This window comes from Luteibacter jiangsuensis (assembly GCF_011742555.1).
Lineage (GTDB): Bacteria > Pseudomonadota > Gammaproteobacteria > Xanthomonadales > Rhodanobacteraceae > Luteibacter > Luteibacter jiangsuensis.
Genome location: NZ_JAAQQR010000001.1, coordinates 74713 through 91099 on the forward strand (window position 1 = coordinate 74713; position 16387 = coordinate 91099).

The window sequence follows — 16387 nt, forward strand, 5'->3', positions numbered from 1 at the left end:
GCTCGTCAGCCGAGGCTCTCGACGACACTGAAACGTGCCGTCTGCAAGTCCACCTCGGTTTTCAGGTAGAGATTGATCGGAATGGGCTGTGCCCACATGGTCGACTCGATGCGAAACGACATCGTCAGGCTGTCCATGCGCGACGTATCGACATCCACCTCGACCCGCAGCGAATCCGCATCCAGGCGCGGCTCGAAGCGGACAATGGCCGCGCGCAGACCCTGGCGGAACGCGTCGATATCCAGCCCGTGCACCACCACCCCGGCGATATCCGGGATGCCGTAGGCGACAACGGCATCCTCGACATGGCGCGGTACGCCACCTGTGAGCCACGCGGGACGGATGGTGTTGAACAGCCATCCGAGGTCGCGCGTGATGTACTCGCGGAGACGGCTTGCCGTGATGACCCGTTCGTCGCGCGACTCCTGCGCGACGTGCGGTGCATCGTCGCGCAGGCGATCCAGCAGGCTCGGCTGCAGGCGTTCCTGAGTGCTCAGGCCGGCCACGCGAAAGACCTCAGGTGCCCTTGACTTCCTGCATGTTGAACGTGAAGTCCTTCACGCCACCCGACGCCTTGCCCTTGTCGTCCTGCGGCTGGAACGCGTACTTGAACTTGCCGAAGTGCAGCGTGATGTTTTCCGTCAGGCGCTCGTCGCTGCCGGACCCACCCGTCGACACCGAGGTGATCATGACGCCCTCGCTGAGTTCGATGGTGAGGAAATCCGTCTGCTCGCCGGTCGCATTGGTGACGTAGAGCGTCGCCGTTTCCATGCGCGCACCGGTGCAGCAGGCATTGATCAGCGCGTTGGAGCACGAATCGACAAACTTGGTGACGTTGATGTCGTGCACATTGGCCTTGCCGCCGGAGGCGTAGCCGGCACCCGTGTGCAGGTTGCCCGTGTTGCTGGCGCCCCACGACCACGCAATGATCGGCACTTCATTCTTGTGCTTGGCGTGGTTGGAAGCACCCTCGATCTTGACCTGACCGGGGCCGAACTTCAGATGCATGTCGAATGCCATGGAACGATTCCTTCAGAAGGGGGGGGATGGGGCGGATCAGGCGGCCTTGCCCGAAGGCAGGCGGGCGACCAGACGCAGGGAAACGGTCAGGCCTTCCAGCTGGTAGTGCGGCTTGAGGTAGAACTTCGAGGTGTAGTACCCCGGGTTGCCTTCCACCTCTTCGACCACGACCTGCGCGGCGGCAAGAGGCTTGCGCGCCTTGCTTTCTTCACTGGAGTTCTGCGGATCGCCGTCGACGTAGTTGAGGATCCAATTGCTCAGCCAGCTCTCCATCTGCTCGCGCGAGGAGAACGACCCGACCTTGTCGCGCACGATGCACTTGAGGTAATGCGCGAAGCGCGAGCACGCGAACATGTACGGCAGCCGGGCGCTGAGCGCAGCGTTCGCGGTGGCGTCGGGGTCGTCGTATTCTTCCGGACTGGCGAGCGACTGGGCGCCGATGAATGCGGCGATATCCGAGTTCTTGCGGTGGACCAGCGGCATCAGGCCCATCTTGTCGAGTTCGGCCGAACGCCGGTCCGTGATCGCGATCTCTGTCGGACACTTCATGTCCACGCCGCCGTCGTCGGTCGGGAAGGCATGCACCGGCAGGTTCTCGACCGCTCCGCCCGATTCGACGCCGCGGATGCGCGTGCACCAGCCGTACTGCTTGAACGAGCGATTGATGTTCACGCCGAGGGCATAGGCGGCGCTCTGCCAGGTGTACTTGGCCGAATCCGCACCGGAGGTGTCTTCCTCGAAGTCGAACTCCTCCACCGGGTCGGTCTTGGCGCCGTAAGGTAGGCGCGCAAGCGTGCGCGGCATGGCCAGTGCGACGTACTTGGCATCCTCGGTGGCTCGCAGCGATCGCCACGCAGCGTACTCGGGCGTCGAATAGATCTTCGCCAGGTCCCTCGGATTGGCCAGTTCGTTCCAGTCGTCCATGCCCAGCAGCCCTGGCGCGGCGGCCGCCACGAACGGTGCGTGCGAGGCCGAGGCGATCTGCGCCATGCCGCGCAGCAGCTCCACGTCCTGGGGGCTGTGGTCGAAGTAGTAGTCGCCAATGAGGCAGCCGTAGGGCTCGCCGCCGAGCTGGCCGTATTCTTCCTCGTAGATCTTCTTGAAGATCGGGCTCTGGTCCCACGCGGCTCCCTTGTAACGCTTGAGCGTGCGGCCCAGCTCGCCCTTCGAGACATTCATCACGCGAATCTTCAGCTGCGCGTCGGTCTCGGTGTTGCTTACCAGGTGGTGCAAGCCACGCCATGCGCCCTCGACCTGCTGGAACGCGGGATGGTGCATCACCAGGTTGATCTGCTCGGAGAGCTTGCGGTCGATCTCGGCGATGTAGGCCGCGATCGTCTGGCTGAGGTCGTCGGAAACGATCTCGGCGCGTTCGAGCACCTGGCCCGCGAGCGTACGCACGGCGGATTCGACTTCCTCGCGCGCGCGGTCGCTGCGGGGACGAAACTCCTTGGTCAGCAGCGCCGCGAATTCTCCGGCTTCGCGGGTTTCCGTGGTGGCCTGAACGGCATCGGTCAAAGAAGTAGCCATCGGTCAGTCTTCCTTTGCGTCCGGAACGGAGGGATGCGGCGAAGCCACGATGGAAGCGAGCAGCGCCGGATCCTTGATCGCCTGGGCGATCAGCTTCTCGGCACCGGCCTTCCCGTCGAGGTAGGTGCTCAGGTTCGCCAGCTGCATGCGCGCCTCGAGCAACTTGGCGAGCGGCTCGATGCCGCGCGCGACCGCGGCGGGGGAAAAGTCGTCCATCTGGCGGAACGACAGGTCGATCGCGAGCTGGCCTTCGCCGGTGAGGGTGTTGGGGATCTGGAAGGAAACGGCCGGTGCGATGGCGGCCATGCGGGCATCGAAATTTTCTACGTCGAACTCCACGGCCTTGCGTTCGTCGACACCCGGAAGCTCGTCGCGATTCGTGCCGGAAAGGTCGGCCATCACACCCATGGTGAACGGGATGGAGACCTTCTTCTGCGCGCCGTACAACTCGACGTCGTACTCGATCTGGACGCGGGGCGCGCGGTTGCGCGCGATGAACTTCTGACTGCTGTTCGCCATCGGAATTTCCTACTATGTCGATAGACAGGGTCAATCTCATGAGTGATTTCATTTCACCCAATCAATCGAGCGGCTATTCTTCACGGTAGGGCGTCGGGGTAGAAATCCTTTTTTTAAATAGGACGCATCAGCAGGCGTGATGGAATAATCGCGAGTTCGTAAATGCATGCTGTCGTGAGCAATGTGTCGTAACTCATTGCGACTTGTCTCATTTTTTTCGTAACCCCCTTTTCGCCGCCGTGACAGTGGCGTTATGTTCGCGTTACGCCGTCGTGTCCTCAGGGGAATAGACGGCCGGGTTCCCTGCCCTCCCCACCATCCCCCCACTGGCCGGTCGCCTTCCCCGGTGCCGTCCACCCCGTAGTAGCGGTTCGCCGGGAGGCGAAGCGCGGAGGTCCAGCATGAATACGAGTTACTTCCGGGGCGCCCACCAGCGCACTGCCCTTGTCGTTGCGTTGAGCGCTTGCCTGCTCTCGGTCGCCGCCCAGGCGCAGGACGCGCCGCCCGACGCCGCCAAGTCACAGAATCTCGAGACCGTCATGGTCACCGGTTCGCGCATCCGCTCGGTCGACGTCGAGACGTCGCAGCCGATCTACACGATGGACCAGAAGGCCATCCAGGCCACCGGCCTGACCAACGTCAACGACGTGCTTGCACGCCTGCCCTCCACCGGCACCCCCGACATCAGCAACCAGAACCCGCTCGCCAACGGCGACGGCGTCGGCGGCAGCTACGTGAACATCCGCAACCTCGGCTCCAAGCGCACCCTGGTGCTGGTGAACGGCCGCCGCTGGAGCACCAACCTCTCCGGCCTCACCGACATCTCGACGATTCCGGTTTCGATCATCGAGCGCATCGACGTCCTCAAGGACGGTGCCTCGTCGATCTACGGCTCCGACGCCATCGGCGGCGTCGTCAACATCGTCACCAAGCAGAAGTTCGACGGCGCCGAAGCCAACGTCTACTACGGCACCAACGGCGCGCATGACGGCGACCAGAAGAATTACGAGTTCACCTGGGGCCACAGCACCAGGAACAACTCGATCATCCTGGCCGCCACGCAGCAGGAAACCGATCCGATCATGAGCAACACCCGTTCGCTTACGCGTTACCCGCAGGGTCCGCGTCATCCGAACGATCGCCTCGGCCTCACCAACGAAGGCAACATCTTCGCGCCGGACGGCACCAGCTACGTGCTTCGCCCGGGCGGCAACGCCGCCAACCTGGCCGACTACGACCAGCGCGATGCCAACGGCTACAACACGCAGGCCGATTCGACCTTCCGCGCGGGCACCAAGCTGCGCAACCTGTTCCTGACCGATCGTTACAGCCTGACGGACAACATCACCCTGCACGGCACGGCAAGCTACAGCGTGCGCGACTCGTCGACCGTGGTGGCCGGCTACCCGTTCAGCACCTCGTCCACCGGTCTGCAGCTGTCGGGCGAGAACGCCTATAACCCGTTCCCGGGGCAGGACGTCGACTTCGCCCGGCGCATTACCGAAGAGCCGCGCAACTCGTTCAACAAGGACCGCATGGCCCACATCGACGTGGGTGCCGAAGGCTACTTCACCTTCATCAATCACGATTGGAACTGGGACGCGACCTACACCTATTCGCAGTCGAAGGTGAAGCAGGTCTACAACGGCAATGTGTTCCTGCCGAACGCGCAGAAGGCCCTCGGCCCGACCGCGCTGGTCGACGGCCAGGTCGTGTGCGCCAATGCCGCCGACCGCGCGGCCGGCTGCCTGCCGTGGAACATCGCCGGCGGCCCGGCCGCCATGAGTCCGGCGCTCTGGCAGTACCTGGGCTACCTCGCCACCGACCGTGCCACGCAGAAGACCAACGACTTCAGCGCCAACGTGGGCGGCGGCCTGTTCGACCTGCCGGGCGGCACAGTCAGCATTGCGGGCGGCGTCGAGCATCGCAAGGAAGAAGGCAGCTTCACGCCGGATGCCGCCGATGTCCTCGGCCTGACGACCAATCCCGCCAGCCAGCCGACGAACGGCAGCTACATCGTGAACGAGGCCTACCTTGAACTCGACGTACCGCTGCTGCGCGATCTGCCCGGCGCGAAGGAACTCGGCTTGAACGCCGCCAGCCGCTACTCGCACTACAGCAACTTCGGCAGCACCACCAACAACAAGTACAGCTTCCGCTACCGCCCGATCGACGACCTGCTTATCCGCGGCACGTATGCGCAGGGTTTCCGCGCGCCCAGCATCCAGGATCTCTTCCAGGGCACCGCGCAGACCTTCGACAACTACCTCGATCCGTGTGACGCGGTGTACGGCTCGGCCGAGGCGAAGTCCACCTGTGCCGCCCTGGGCGTGCCGGCCAACTTCCGCCAGGTCAACCAGAACGGCCAGCCGATCACCAGCGCCAACGGCGATTCGGGCCAGGTGCCGTTCCTCCAGGGCGGCAGCACGCAGGTGAAGCCGGAGAAGTCGATCACCCGCACGGCGGGTCTGGTGTACAGCCCGCACTACGTGCAGGGGCTGGACTTCACGCTGGACTACTACAAGGTCCAGGTCACCAACGCGATCACCAATCTGACCGCGAACGGCGTCCTGAACTTCTGCTACATCCAGAACATCTCCTCGTTCTGCAACAACGTGACGCGCGACGCCACCGGCACCATCACCAGCCTGCTGGAAACGCCCGCCAACGTCGGCACGATCCAGACCCAGGGCTACGACTTCGGCGTCCATTACCGCCTGCCGGAAACCCCGATCGGTACTTTCTCGGTCGCGTCGGACAGCACCTACCTGAAGCAATACGACGAGACGGCGGGCCCCGGAGCGGCCGTGCGGCACCTGGTGGGTTATCAGGTCAACCAGGCCGTGGCCACCAACGCCTCCGCCGGCGAGTTCCGCGTGCGCTCCAACCTGGCGCTGAACTGGGAGTACAAGTCGTTCGGCGCGAGCTGGACGATGCGCTACTTCTCCGGCCTGAAGGACATCTGCGTTGACAGCTTCGAGTGCTCCAACCCGAACGAGATCAACAACGATACCGGCACGCTGGGTGTGGCAAGGAAGGGCTCCGTCACCTTCAACGATGCGCAATTCCGCTACAGCGCACCGTGGAAGGGCACCTTCACCGTGGGCATCAACAACGTGTTCAAGCGCAAGGGTCCGCTGTACTACGACTCGGCCACCGCGGGCGTACCGCCGTACAACTCGGCGTTCGACGTGGACCGCTTCTTCTACGTCAGCTACGACCAGAAGTTCTGATGCAGGCGGATGCCGCGGCCCTCACGGGCCGCGGCATCTAGATCACGGGCACCGACGGAATCAGAACACCTTGACGAACCTCGCCGACATCACCTTCGACTGGTCGTGCTGCCCTGTCTGATAATCGTAGGAAAAGTCCAGCGATGTGCGCGCGGAGAGATCGGCCTTCAGCCCCATGTTCAGCAGCCCCCGGTAGCGAGAAAGGCCGACACCGATCAACGGCTGCCATTGCTGCAGCCCTACGAAGCTGGCGTCGAAGACGTCGCCGTGCGATGACAGCGTTCGCTGGAATTGGGCTCCCAGCCTGAAATCGAGCGCGCGGCCGCCACCAAAAAGCCAGCGACGGCTCGCACGCAGACCCACGCCCGCCTGCCAGCGATCCAGGATCTGAGTGTTCGCCTGCAATCCGAAGCCTCCCGCTCCCTGCTCCGCGAAGCCTTCGCGACGAATGTTTGCGTACTCCAGGTTCACGAAGGGCGTGACGCGACTGCCGGCCCAGTTCATGTTCAGACCCATCTCACCAAAAGCGATGCCGTATTCGCCGCCGTAGCGGGTACCCACGGGCTGCGCGCTCATGCCAAGCAGCAATTGCCGGTTCACGTCCTGCTCGAATCGCCCCCAGCCCATTCGACCTCGCGCGTACCAGTTTCCGTTGAGTGCGCCCGCGTAGACCATACCCTCAGTATTCCGACTGCGGTTGCGATCGGCGCTTCCATCAAGTCGTTGCTGGCCCTGGCTCTGTCCGAACGCGAAACCAGCCACCCCTGTACTCCCAATGGGCCGGTCGTTGCCGATCATCCAGCCGTTGAGTTGGAAGCCGACACCGTCGAAACCGGCGCGCCCCATGTTACCGCCGCGGCTCAGGTCGTGCGTCCACATCCCGTAGGTCGCCGGGGCGTCAAGCAGGTCGTCGAAGTGATCGGCCAACGCACGGCTGGATGCATCGATCGCCTCGAATGTCATGGCCGCGCTGGCCGCATGCAACTGGCCCGACAGAGTCTGGAGTGAAGTCTGCGCCGCCTCGATCGTGGGCGCCTGCTGGAACTGCCCCGCAGCCGCCACGAAAGTCTCGGATACCTCCGACACGGTGCCACTGGCGATCTTGTTGTCCAGCGTATCGAAGGCACCCTGCACGCGCAGGGCACCACCTAACGTTGCCGCCGTGAACGTGCCTCCCTGCTTGGCGAACGCCGTGGTGATGTTGAGACCGGTGGTATCCAGCCAAACGCTGTTGGCGTCGTACTGAATGGTGGTCGTGGTGAACACCACGCCGGTGTCCTTGACCAATCGGTCGAACGTGCCAGTAACCCCATTGCTGGCCGTCAGAACCTCGGTATGCGTGTTGCTCACATAGCCGCTGTCCGCGCCCGTGACTTCGAGCGCGCCCCCCAGCGTAGCGGCCCCACCCACGACCAGCTTGCTTCCAAGACTCACCGCCAGCGTGCCCGTCGCAGTCTGGCTATAGTTGCCGCCGACAGCCGAATCGCCACCATGCACGGCAGTCCTGCCTGCATTGGCAAGGTTGCCGATGACGCCCGGCACACCATCCAGCGTGCCTTCGGCATGCACGGCAACGTTGCCGGAAAGGGCCTGCGATGCGCGCAGCGAACCGGCTTCGATCGTCGTGTCCACGACACCCTGCAAGGCCGTGTTGTCCAACACCCACGTACCGGAGCCGCTCTTGGCGAGTTTGCCTCCAAACGTCGTCGTGCCGGTCACGGCATTCGAATACAGTTGGGTCGTGCCTGCATCGCCATCGAGCGTCAGCGTGGATTGCGCATTGCTGCCGATCTTCAGCGCGCCCTGGATGGAGCCGCCCGCAACCAACGTGATGTCATTTACGCGGCCTGGATCCATCTGTACGTCACCGACGATATTGCCAGCATTCGAAAGGGTCAGGACACCAATGGAACCATAACTCCCGATGGCCGAATAAACCGGTACGTAAATGGCACACGCAGGCGTGACCGCACAGTCTCCTGCGGACGGGGACGTCGTTTCGATCGTCGATCCGACGCCGTTGTTGATAACACCGCCATAGCCAAGACGGATACCCGTCTGTGTTCCTGTAATTCTTGCGCCATTGCTGTTGTTGACCGTGACGATCGTGCTGCCGCGGCTGAACGCCGTGACGCCGGTGGTGCCGGTGACGATGCTCCCGCCATCGTTGTTCACCGTTCCGCCGTCTTCCAGGTCGACGCCTACCCGCTTGCCAAGGATGGAGCTGCCGCTCAGATTGTTGATCGTCGCATTGGTTCCTGAAGCGAATACGCCGCTGCTCAGGAGGAAGTTGAACGGCGGCGTAAGTCCTGAAGCGATCGTGCCTCCGTGCATATTGTTGACGACAACCATGTCGCCGTTGACGCCATCGTCGGTAAGGCCCGAGATCGTACCGCCGTCGTTGTTGACGACTCCGGCCGACTGCACCGCCATGGCACCGCGAATGATGCTGCCCGGACCATTAGTCAACGTGCTGTTTGCCCCGAGGGACACCGCTGCGCCAACGTATCCGGTCTGGGGCACGGTTTCGATGACACCGCCGTTGTGATTCGACACCGTCGCCGCACCACCGGATACGACCGTGAACGGGGTGTCGTAATGCACCAGGCCGGCGTTGTCGAGCGTGGCACCGTCTTCGAGCGTCATCCTACCGACGGTCGCGCCCTGGTCGACCCGGAGAGTGGCGTGTGCCAGGTTGCCGCCAACGCTGGTGGCATATACGAGCGACGCACCTCGTGCCAACCTGAGCGTCCCGTCGACGACCGTCGTGCCGAACGCCAACCCTGCATCACCGGTTGCGCCGTTCGTCCCGGTAAGTGTCAACGTGTTTCCGCCGAGCTTCACCAGTTTCCCGCTGCCGCTGACATTGCCGCCGAATGTCTGGTCGTCGGTCCGATTGAACGCCAGCGTTCCATAGTCCACCACGTTCCCGAACAGCGACCCCAAGATACCGCCGTCACCCACCTGGAGCGTGCTGCCGCCGTCGATAATCGTACCGCCGGTATTCTGCAAGCTGCCGGTGACGGTCAGTGTGTTGTGTCCGGACGTCTGCAACGCGCCGGTGCCTGTCATCAGGCCACTGAAGGTCACGTCGTCGGCGCGGTAGACAAGCAGTGTTCCATTGTTCGTTATGTTGCCGGCGACCCAACCCGCATTGCTGTTGTTGCCAAGTTGCAAGGTACCCCCTGCGATCAGGGTGCCGCCGGTGTAGGTGTTGTTGCCGGTGAGCATCAACGTGCCGGCCCCGATCTTCCGCAGCGAGCCGGAGCCACTGACGACGCCATCGAACCCGACGTTGCCGCTTCGGTTGAAGGCGAGTATTCCTTCATTGATTACGTCGCCGACGATAGATCCCCTCGTACCGCCGTTGCCGATCTGGAGCACCCCACCATTTATCGTGGTTCCACCCGTATAGGTATTGGCACCTCCGAGTATCAGCGTCCCCGCCCCGACCTTGACCAGGCCCGCGCTACCCGCCAGATCGCTGTCGATGGTGGCCGTGTAACCGGATTCGGACGAACTGCCGTCACCCACGCGGATCACAGAGTGCGCGGAATCGCTGGCTCCTCCAGCCAGACGAATGGTGTCGCCCTGCACGACATAGCCATCACTGGCGAACTGCATGCCCGACACCGTGATATCGCCCTTGCTACCGTCGACGGCGACCGTGCCTGGCGTTCCCTGAAATACCGCGAAAGACCCGCTGCCGAATGCGACGTTCACCGCACCGTTGGCATCGGTCCAGTTGCTCATGGCGCCCGCCCCGTCGGCTTGCCATGTGCCATTCCCGCCGTTCACCACGTGGTCGTTCTGGGGGCCGGCATTCCCGTCCCAGAAGCTGAAGCGCATACCCTGCGTATTGACGAGGTTGACTTGGTGCGCAACACCCGTCTGGACAAGCAAACCATTCGGCGTGTCGAGGCCGTGATCGACCAGGGTGCCACCGTAATTGAGGAGGCGGTAGACCCCAGGCATCGCCAACCCACCCGTGAGGGTGGAGACATCGAGCTTGCCGTCGAGCGTGACGTTGCTTCCGATGTCGATGAAGTCGTTGCGCGCGTTGCCGCTGCCGTCGGGCGCGGAAAAATCGTAAGCGAGCGTTGATCCTGACGAAAGAACGAGACTGCCGTTTATCCTGAGTGTGCCGACCGCGGCATGGCTTCCAGGCGCGAGCCTACCGCCGTCGGCGACAGTGACGTTTCCGCCTACGATACCCTTGCCACCGAGTGTCGCCCCGCCGGCGACGCTCGTCTCGCCCTTGGCGTTGGATTGGTCGCCATCCACGTAGAGGCTCCCCGCCTGCGCCTTGGTGCTTCCGGCGTAGCTGTTGTTGCCGGTAAGCGTCAGGGTTCCTGCACCGCCCTTGATCAGGTCGATCGACCCACTGAGATTGTCGGATACCACCCTGGCCACGCCGGCATCGACGTCGATCTGGCCGGCAGGAGTTACGGTGCCACCAGTGGAAGGCGGCGTTGGCTGCGTCGGTTTGACATTGCCATTGCCTCCCCCTCCGCCTCCTCCACCGCAGGCGGAAAGGCCTAAGGCCATTGCCACGCCCAGCGCCACGGCGCCCAGCCTGAATCCCGCGCGCGACAAGTCGCCGGCGCCTATACCTCCGCTTCGCGATGCTTCCATGTACCCCCCTTAAGTCGGGGCATCTTGCCGCAAGAATTTGCAGGACGCCATATGCGATGCAGCTAGCACCCTTCCGGCTAGCGGCTCAGTGGCATCATCAAGCCAACCGTGGTTCCACCAACCCCCGTCACGATCGACAGCGTGCCGCCGATCTCCTGGGCGCGCTCGCGCATGGTCACCATGCCCCAGTGTCCCGCGCGGCGGCCCTCGGCCGTGACGGGTTCGGGGATGCCCTGCCCGTTGTCCTTTACCTCCGCGACGAGCGTCGACTGGCCATAGCGGAGGGTCAACGCGATATGGCTGGCCCTGGCGTGCTTGAAGGCGTTGTGGATGGCTTCCCGCAAGATGTCCAATGCGGCGAGATGCGTGATGTCGTCGAGGGGCGTTTCCTCGCCTTCGACGACGACGTCGAAGCTGGCCCCCGTCGCGGAGCCGTGGTCGTCGCCGATCATCCGCAGCGCATCGGACAACGGCATGCGGTAGGACGCGACGCTTCGCAATGAAATCACCCGCGCCCTCGCCTCCAGTATCAAACCCGACAGTTGCCCTGCGACGTCCTTGAAGGCGGAGCGCAGTTCGTCCGGCGCGCGCCGGTCGCGCTCCCATGCGACCACCCGCAGCATGACGCCTGCCATGCCCTGGAGCATGGAGTCATGGAGTTCGCGGGCGATGCGGTCGCGCTCGCGGAGCTTTGCCTGCGTGGTCTCCTCGTCGCGACGCCGCACGATGGCCATGCGGTAGCGATGTCCCACGACCGCCGCGACAACCACGAGAAGCGCCATCAGCATTGCAAACCAGGCGGTTTCGTAGAACGCGGGCTGCGAAATCACCGTCGCGGAGAAGAGACTGGGCGACCAGTCGCCGCTCGGACCCCTCGCCTGGATCTCCAACCGAAGCCGCCCGGGCGGCAGGTCCGAATAGCTCACCTTCGCTTCGTCCGCGGCGTACCGCCACGCCGTATCGACGCCGGGCAACCGGTACCGCAGATCCACAAAGCCCGCGTCGGTGAGCGACACGCCCACGATGTCGGCATCCAGCGACCGCTGGCCGGGTTTCAGCTCCCCACCGCCCAGCAGGGACGCGCCGTTGCCGTCGCGCATGGCCAGCAGGGAAGGCGTCGCGGCGATATCGCGACCGAGGTCGTCCGGACGGAAGGTAACGAGACCCGAGACACCGGCGATCCAGAGCTTGCCATCGGCAGCCTGATGCAGCGTCGGCAAGGGACGCACTTGCTGCGCGCCACCCGGCATGCCGTCGGCGGTCGTGACGATGCGAAAAGGAAGACCTTCCCCTTTCCCGTCCTGCGTCCGTTCGATGTCCCGAACCCTGAGTCCTATCAGGCCCTTGGCGGTATTGAGCCAGACGTCGCCGTCGGCGGTGCGGACCATGCCGGTCACGCCCCGGAGCAGACCGTGGCGGCGCAATTCGACCGGCCTGAAGGTGCCGCGATGCACGACGCCAAACCCGACCTCGCCGCCGACCAGGAAGGGTTCCCCGGGACTCATGGCCGTGATCGCCCCAATCGATGGCACCTGGGTGATCGTCGGCGAGGATGTGGCTCCCGGCGCGAGCGCCGCCAGGGAGCCGTCGGAAAAACCGAACCAGGTCACGCCATCCGCATCGATGGTGCCGCTCGTGGGCGACAGGGCCGGAAAACCTTCCGGTGCTCCGACATGACGCCAATCGTTGCCATCGACCAGAAAGAGCCCCTTGTCCCGGAGACTCACCCAGAAGCGACCGGCGCCGGCAGGAAGCACCACCTGGGCAGGATCGGTGGACGCGGTGGGTCCTTCGTCGGGACGCGGCGAGAGCACCTGGAATGCCTTGCCCGATACGCGATAGAGAGCATCGTCGCCCGCGAGGACGGCCGTACCGTCGGGTAGCCGGGTCAGTGCGGAAACCGCCGTGTCGTCGGCCAGGATGTCGACATGGTTTCCATCGACGAGTCCGATCTTGTTGTAGCCGCCACGCGTGTAGGTGGTCACCAGCGTCGTCCCGTCCGCGGCCGGCAAGACACCGAACCAGCCAAGTCCCTTCTCGAACGGGGTGATGGGTTCGGTCACCGTCGGACGGAAACGGACGAGACCCTGCCGGGCACCCACCCACAGATCGCCGGTTGCATCGAGCATCAACGAGAGCGCGCTGATGTTGCCGGCAGGGATGACGGACGTCCGGGTCGGGCGGCGTCCCTCGCGTATGTCCGCCAGAGCAGATTCCCGGCTCGCCGAGCAAAGCCCGTCGCAACCCTGCTGCACCGTCCAGAAGGTTCCCCGCGTGTCGAACGTCGTGATGTGATTGACGTTCACCGCGGCCGGTTGCGTGGACATGCGGATGCCGGGCACCTCCATGTACTTGCGGTACGTCACCCACAGGTGTCCCTCGGGGTCCGCCACGAGCAGTCCGCCCTTGTTCGGTTCAGCGAGTTTCGCCACCTCGACAAAGCGCTGCGCCCCGCGCGGCAACCGGTAGATCGATTCGCCAGCGATCGCCAGCATGTCACCGCCGGCGCTGCTTCGCACGGTGTCGATCGGCGCGGACGGCAGGCCCCATGCCGACGCGTCGCAGCGAACCCAGCGTCCTTCCGTCAGCACATAGAGACCGTCGTCCGCGGTGACGAACGTGCGGCCATCGGCATGGACGAAGGTGCCGCCGATGCCGCTGGTGGGCAATCCCGCAGGAATGGTAACCGTTCGGCCGTCGGCCGCCAGATGAACCTCAACGGCGTCTCCATACAGCACCCAGAGGCCGCCCTTCGGGTCCGGCGTCAGGTCCCTGACCTGACGGGACACATGGAGCGACTCCGGAGCCACGTTGAATTCGCTGAAATGGTGTCCGTCGAAACGGAACAGACCATTGTTGGTTCCCAGCCAGATCATGCCGTCGGCAGTCTGCGCCATGTTCCCGACATCCTGGGGTGCGCCTTCCGAAGCACCCCAGACAGTCACCACGTACCCTGGCGCCTTTATGTCGTCCGCGAAGGCATCGCCCCAGACGAGCAGGCCCAGCACGACGCAGGCAAGCAACGCCCTCACGCCGCGCAGCCGCCGATGGACAGCCTTCATACATCAACCCCCGGAACCGAATGAATGCGAGCCTCAGGCCATACATGCCCGGGCCGTCTCGCCTATGTCAGGAGGTTATACAGGGGCGCACATCACCAGCCAAACAGCACCTGCACACTGCCGTAATTGCCGTCGTTCCCACCGGCATCCCTGATGGTGCGACCCGCCCGGAAGTGATTCCCCTCGATGGAGAACGTGATGCCGGGACGCCACTTCCAGTCGAGACGCACCTGCCCGTACATCCCCGTCCACTTCGAGCCGGTGCCCGCCGTGCCGGCGAGTGCACTGTCGGGCTGCACGTAGATCGCGTCTGCCGTGGTTCGCCGCCACTGCAGTCCCACGGCCCCGAGGAGCGTCAGGCTCGACGAGGGCTTGAGCGTGATGCTCGGTTTGAAATGAACGAGGTTCGTGTAACCGGTGTAACCCGCGAGCGAGAAGTAATAGCCGTTGGGAAAGAGCGGGTTGAAGGTGCCGAGGCGCCCGTCGCCCGCCCGCTTGTCGCCCGAAGCGGTGTCGAACTGCAAGCCGAGCCTTGGCGTCCATGCGGTGTCCATGAAGGTCCACCCCGCGCGCGTGCCCATCGCCCACGCGTGGATCGTGCTCTCCCCCACCCGCCCACGCTGTCGCATGGCCTCGAGATCCCAGTCGAGCGGACCTTGCTTGCCGGCAAAACGCACGTCGTCGACACGGCGACGCTCGTTGCCCCTGGCATCGAGGAAGCTTGCCCGGCCGGTGTCGTACCACGCGTGGTAGTACGACAGTTCATTCGTGCCGAAGACATGGCGCTCCACCCGAATCATGTGAAAACGATCGTCCGATCCCGAGGTGTCGTCGAACGCGTGGTCGTCCCGGTACTGCACGGGGTGGCTCAGGAAGGCAATGATGCGCCACGGCCCTCGCTCGAGATTGGCCCACAGCGCGTCGAACGACTGACGCACGTTCGGGCCGTCACGCAGCGACACGAAGCGCTGCAGGTCGAGCGCGAAGTCCTGCCGTCCCGCGCGCACCCGTACCGTGCCGCCGAATGCGTCGCCCTGCCAGGCCAGGAAGGCGAGACGCACGTCCGCCCGGTTGCGGTCCGTCGGCCCCCAGCTCGATTTCGCAAAGGGTCGGGCATCTTCGAGTTGCACGAAGGCGAGCCAGGGCGTACCCCAGCGCAGTCCCGCATGCACCTGCAGGCGCTGCAGCAGGTACGTATCGTCGTTCCGCCCGATGCCGAAGGCCGGCGCGTTGTTGGTCTCCACCCGTTCGCGCAGGAGGGCGCCCAGGGTGAGGTAGTGATCGCCACCGGGGCCCAGCGGCATGTACTTCAACGCATCGCCCGGCTTCCTCGGCACGGCCGGGTCGGCGAGCACCGACCAGTCCTCCTGCCAGCGGTTGGGCAGGATGACGGGACGATCGGGTGTCCTCACCATCCCCTCGTTGGTTGTGGCCTTCTCGTCGGGCACGTCCTGGGCCGATGCCGCCGTCGCGAGGAAAGCCGCCGCAACCAGCGGCAGGCAGGCGCGTTTCATTTGCCGCTGTGGATTTCAGCGACGTAGCCACCCGGGAACCGGACCATGGCAGCACGACGGCTGCCCTCGGCATGCGCGTCGACGACCACCTTGGCGCCGCTGTCCTGCGCGCGCTTGAGCGTGGCGTCGAGGTCGGTCACCTCGTAACCGGTGAGCTCGGTGCCGTAAGGCCAGTCCAGATGCCCATCGGTGACAAGTACCGTGGCCTTGCCGTACCCGGATTCGATGCGGATGCGGCGATACGTGCCGCCCTTGCGACCAAGCTCGCTCCCCGGCGCATGGCGGTCGTCATCCACCACCTTGCCGTGCGAGAAGTTCACGAAGGCTTTCACAAAGGCGTCGGCGGATTCGGCCGGCAGGTAGATGCGGTTTTCCGGTACGTGTTCGAACGCGGCGTAGTCGGGCTTTTTCGTATGCCAGTACAGCTGCATGTTCACGCCACCCGGCCAGGTGACGACGGCGTCGCGCCCGATCGGATCGTCGAAGGGCGCGACGAGCGTGGCAGCGCCCGCGGCGTTCGCCGCCTTGACGGCCGCGTCGAGGTCGGTCACGAGGTAACCGGTGCGCTCGAGGCCGAAGGGGTACGGAACCGGTGTGCGAAAGCCGAACACCGACACGGTGCCGACCGGGGTCTGCACGAGCTGCGACGACGTGCTCGACGGTGTCGGCGTCACGGTGACCACCACCTGCTTGGTGGACTGCCCGCCGAAGGTGGCCGTGAAACTCCGCACGAACGCGTCGACGTCGGCCGGTGCGACATACACGTGGGTCGTGTCGTATTGCGAACCGACCGCATAGTCCGGTGTCGCCGACATGGCGGTGGATGAAACGAGGAGCGCGAGCGAAGCGATCAGGGTGTACGGGCGCATGGGGA

The 16387-nt window shown here is 64.4% G+C and carries 9 protein-coding genes; 1 reads left to right on the top strand and 8 read right to left on the bottom strand.

Annotated elements, in window-relative coordinates:
- Positions 1–5: 5 nt before the first annotated feature.
- From tssE to tssB, 4 genes are read right to left on the bottom strand one after another with little or no spacing between them, the layout of a single operon-like run.
- A complete protein-coding gene (gene tssE, locus HBF26_RS00335; RefSeq protein WP_167121951.1) occupies positions 6–506 on the bottom strand; it encodes a type VI secretion system baseplate subunit TssE in 501 nt (166 codons plus the stop codon).
- A gap of 10 nt (positions 507–516) precedes the next feature.
- Positions 517–1020, bottom strand: a complete 504-nt coding sequence (locus HBF26_RS00340; protein ID WP_167121953.1) for an Hcp family type VI secretion system effector — start codon at positions 1018–1020, stop codon at positions 517–519.
- 36 nt (positions 1021–1056) lie between these two features.
- The gene (tssC, locus tag HBF26_RS00345) at positions 1057–2550 is read right to left on the bottom strand and encodes a type VI secretion system contractile sheath large subunit (protein ID WP_167121955.1); all 1494 of its coding nucleotides are present in this window, start codon (positions 2548–2550) and stop codon (positions 1057–1059) included.
- Positions 2551–2553: 3 nt separating this feature from the next.
- Entirely contained in the window at positions 2554–3069 is a 516-nt protein-coding gene (gene tssB, locus HBF26_RS00350; protein WP_167121957.1) for a type VI secretion system contractile sheath small subunit, read from the bottom strand.
- A gap of 401 nt (positions 3070–3470) precedes the next feature.
- Here tssB and HBF26_RS00355 point away from each other — a divergent pair, with 401 nt between their 5' ends.
- The gene (locus HBF26_RS00355; RefSeq protein WP_167121960.1) at positions 3471–6302 is read left to right on the top strand and encodes a TonB-dependent receptor plug domain-containing protein; all 2832 of its coding nucleotides are present in this window, start codon (positions 3471–3473) and stop codon (positions 6300–6302) included.
- A 60-nt stretch (positions 6303–6362) separates the two neighbouring features.
- Here HBF26_RS00355 and HBF26_RS00360 read toward each other — a convergent pair whose 3' ends face one another.
- From HBF26_RS00360 to HBF26_RS00375, 4 genes are all read right to left on the bottom strand, one after another.
- Positions 6363–10937: an autotransporter domain-containing protein gene (locus HBF26_RS00360; protein ID WP_167121962.1), complete on the bottom strand. Its 4575-nt coding sequence runs from the start codon at positions 10935–10937 to the stop codon at positions 6363–6365.
- A 77-nt stretch (positions 10938–11014) separates the two neighbouring features.
- Positions 11015–13999 carry a sensor histidine kinase gene (locus HBF26_RS00365; RefSeq protein WP_167121965.1) on the bottom strand — a complete coding sequence of 995 codons (2985 nt, stop codon included), beginning with the start codon at positions 13997–13999 and terminating at the stop codon, positions 11015–11017.
- 92 nt (positions 14000–14091) lie between these two features.
- A complete protein-coding gene (locus HBF26_RS00370) occupies positions 14092–15513 on the bottom strand; it encodes an alginate export family protein (RefSeq protein ID WP_205287569.1) in 1422 nt (473 codons plus the stop codon).
- On the bottom strand, positions 15510–16382 hold the full coding sequence (locus HBF26_RS00375) for a VOC family protein (RefSeq protein ID WP_167121967.1): 873 nt from the start codon (positions 16380–16382) through the stop codon (positions 15510–15512). The genes HBF26_RS00370 and HBF26_RS00375 overlap by 4 nt, the downstream gene beginning before the upstream one ends.
- Positions 16383–16387: the final 5 nt, after the last annotated feature.

Excerpts from the sequence above, each read along its gene's own strand:
- HBF26_RS00340 (WP_167121953.1), bottom strand. The coding sequence starts at position 1,020 with ATGGCATTCGACATGCATCTGAAGTTCGGCCCCGGTCAGGTCAAGATC.
- tssC (WP_167121955.1), bottom strand. The coding sequence starts at position 2,550 with ATGGCTACTTCTTTGACCGATGCCGTTCAGGCCACCACGGAAACCCGC.
- tssB (WP_167121957.1), bottom strand. The coding sequence starts at position 3,069 with ATGGCGAACAGCAGTCAGAAGTTCATCGCGCGCAACCGCGCGCCCCGC.
- HBF26_RS00355 (WP_167121960.1), top strand. The coding sequence starts at position 3,471 with ATGAATACGAGTTACTTCCGGGGCGCCCACCAGCGCACTGCCCTTGTC.
- HBF26_RS00360 (WP_167121962.1), bottom strand. The coding sequence starts at position 10,937 with ATGGAAGCATCGCGAAGCGGAGGTATAGGCGCCGGCGACTTGTCGCGC.
- HBF26_RS00365 (WP_167121965.1), bottom strand. The coding sequence starts at position 13,999 with ATGAAGGCTGTCCATCGGCGGCTGCGCGGCGTGAGGGCGTTGCTTGCC.
- HBF26_RS00370 (WP_205287569.1), bottom strand. The coding sequence starts at position 15,513 with ATGAAACGCGCCTGCCTGCCGCTGGTTGCGGCGGCTTTCCTCGCGACG.
- HBF26_RS00375 (WP_167121967.1), bottom strand. The coding sequence starts at position 16,382 with ATGCGCCCGTACACCCTGATCGCTTCGCTCGCGCTCCTCGTTTCATCC.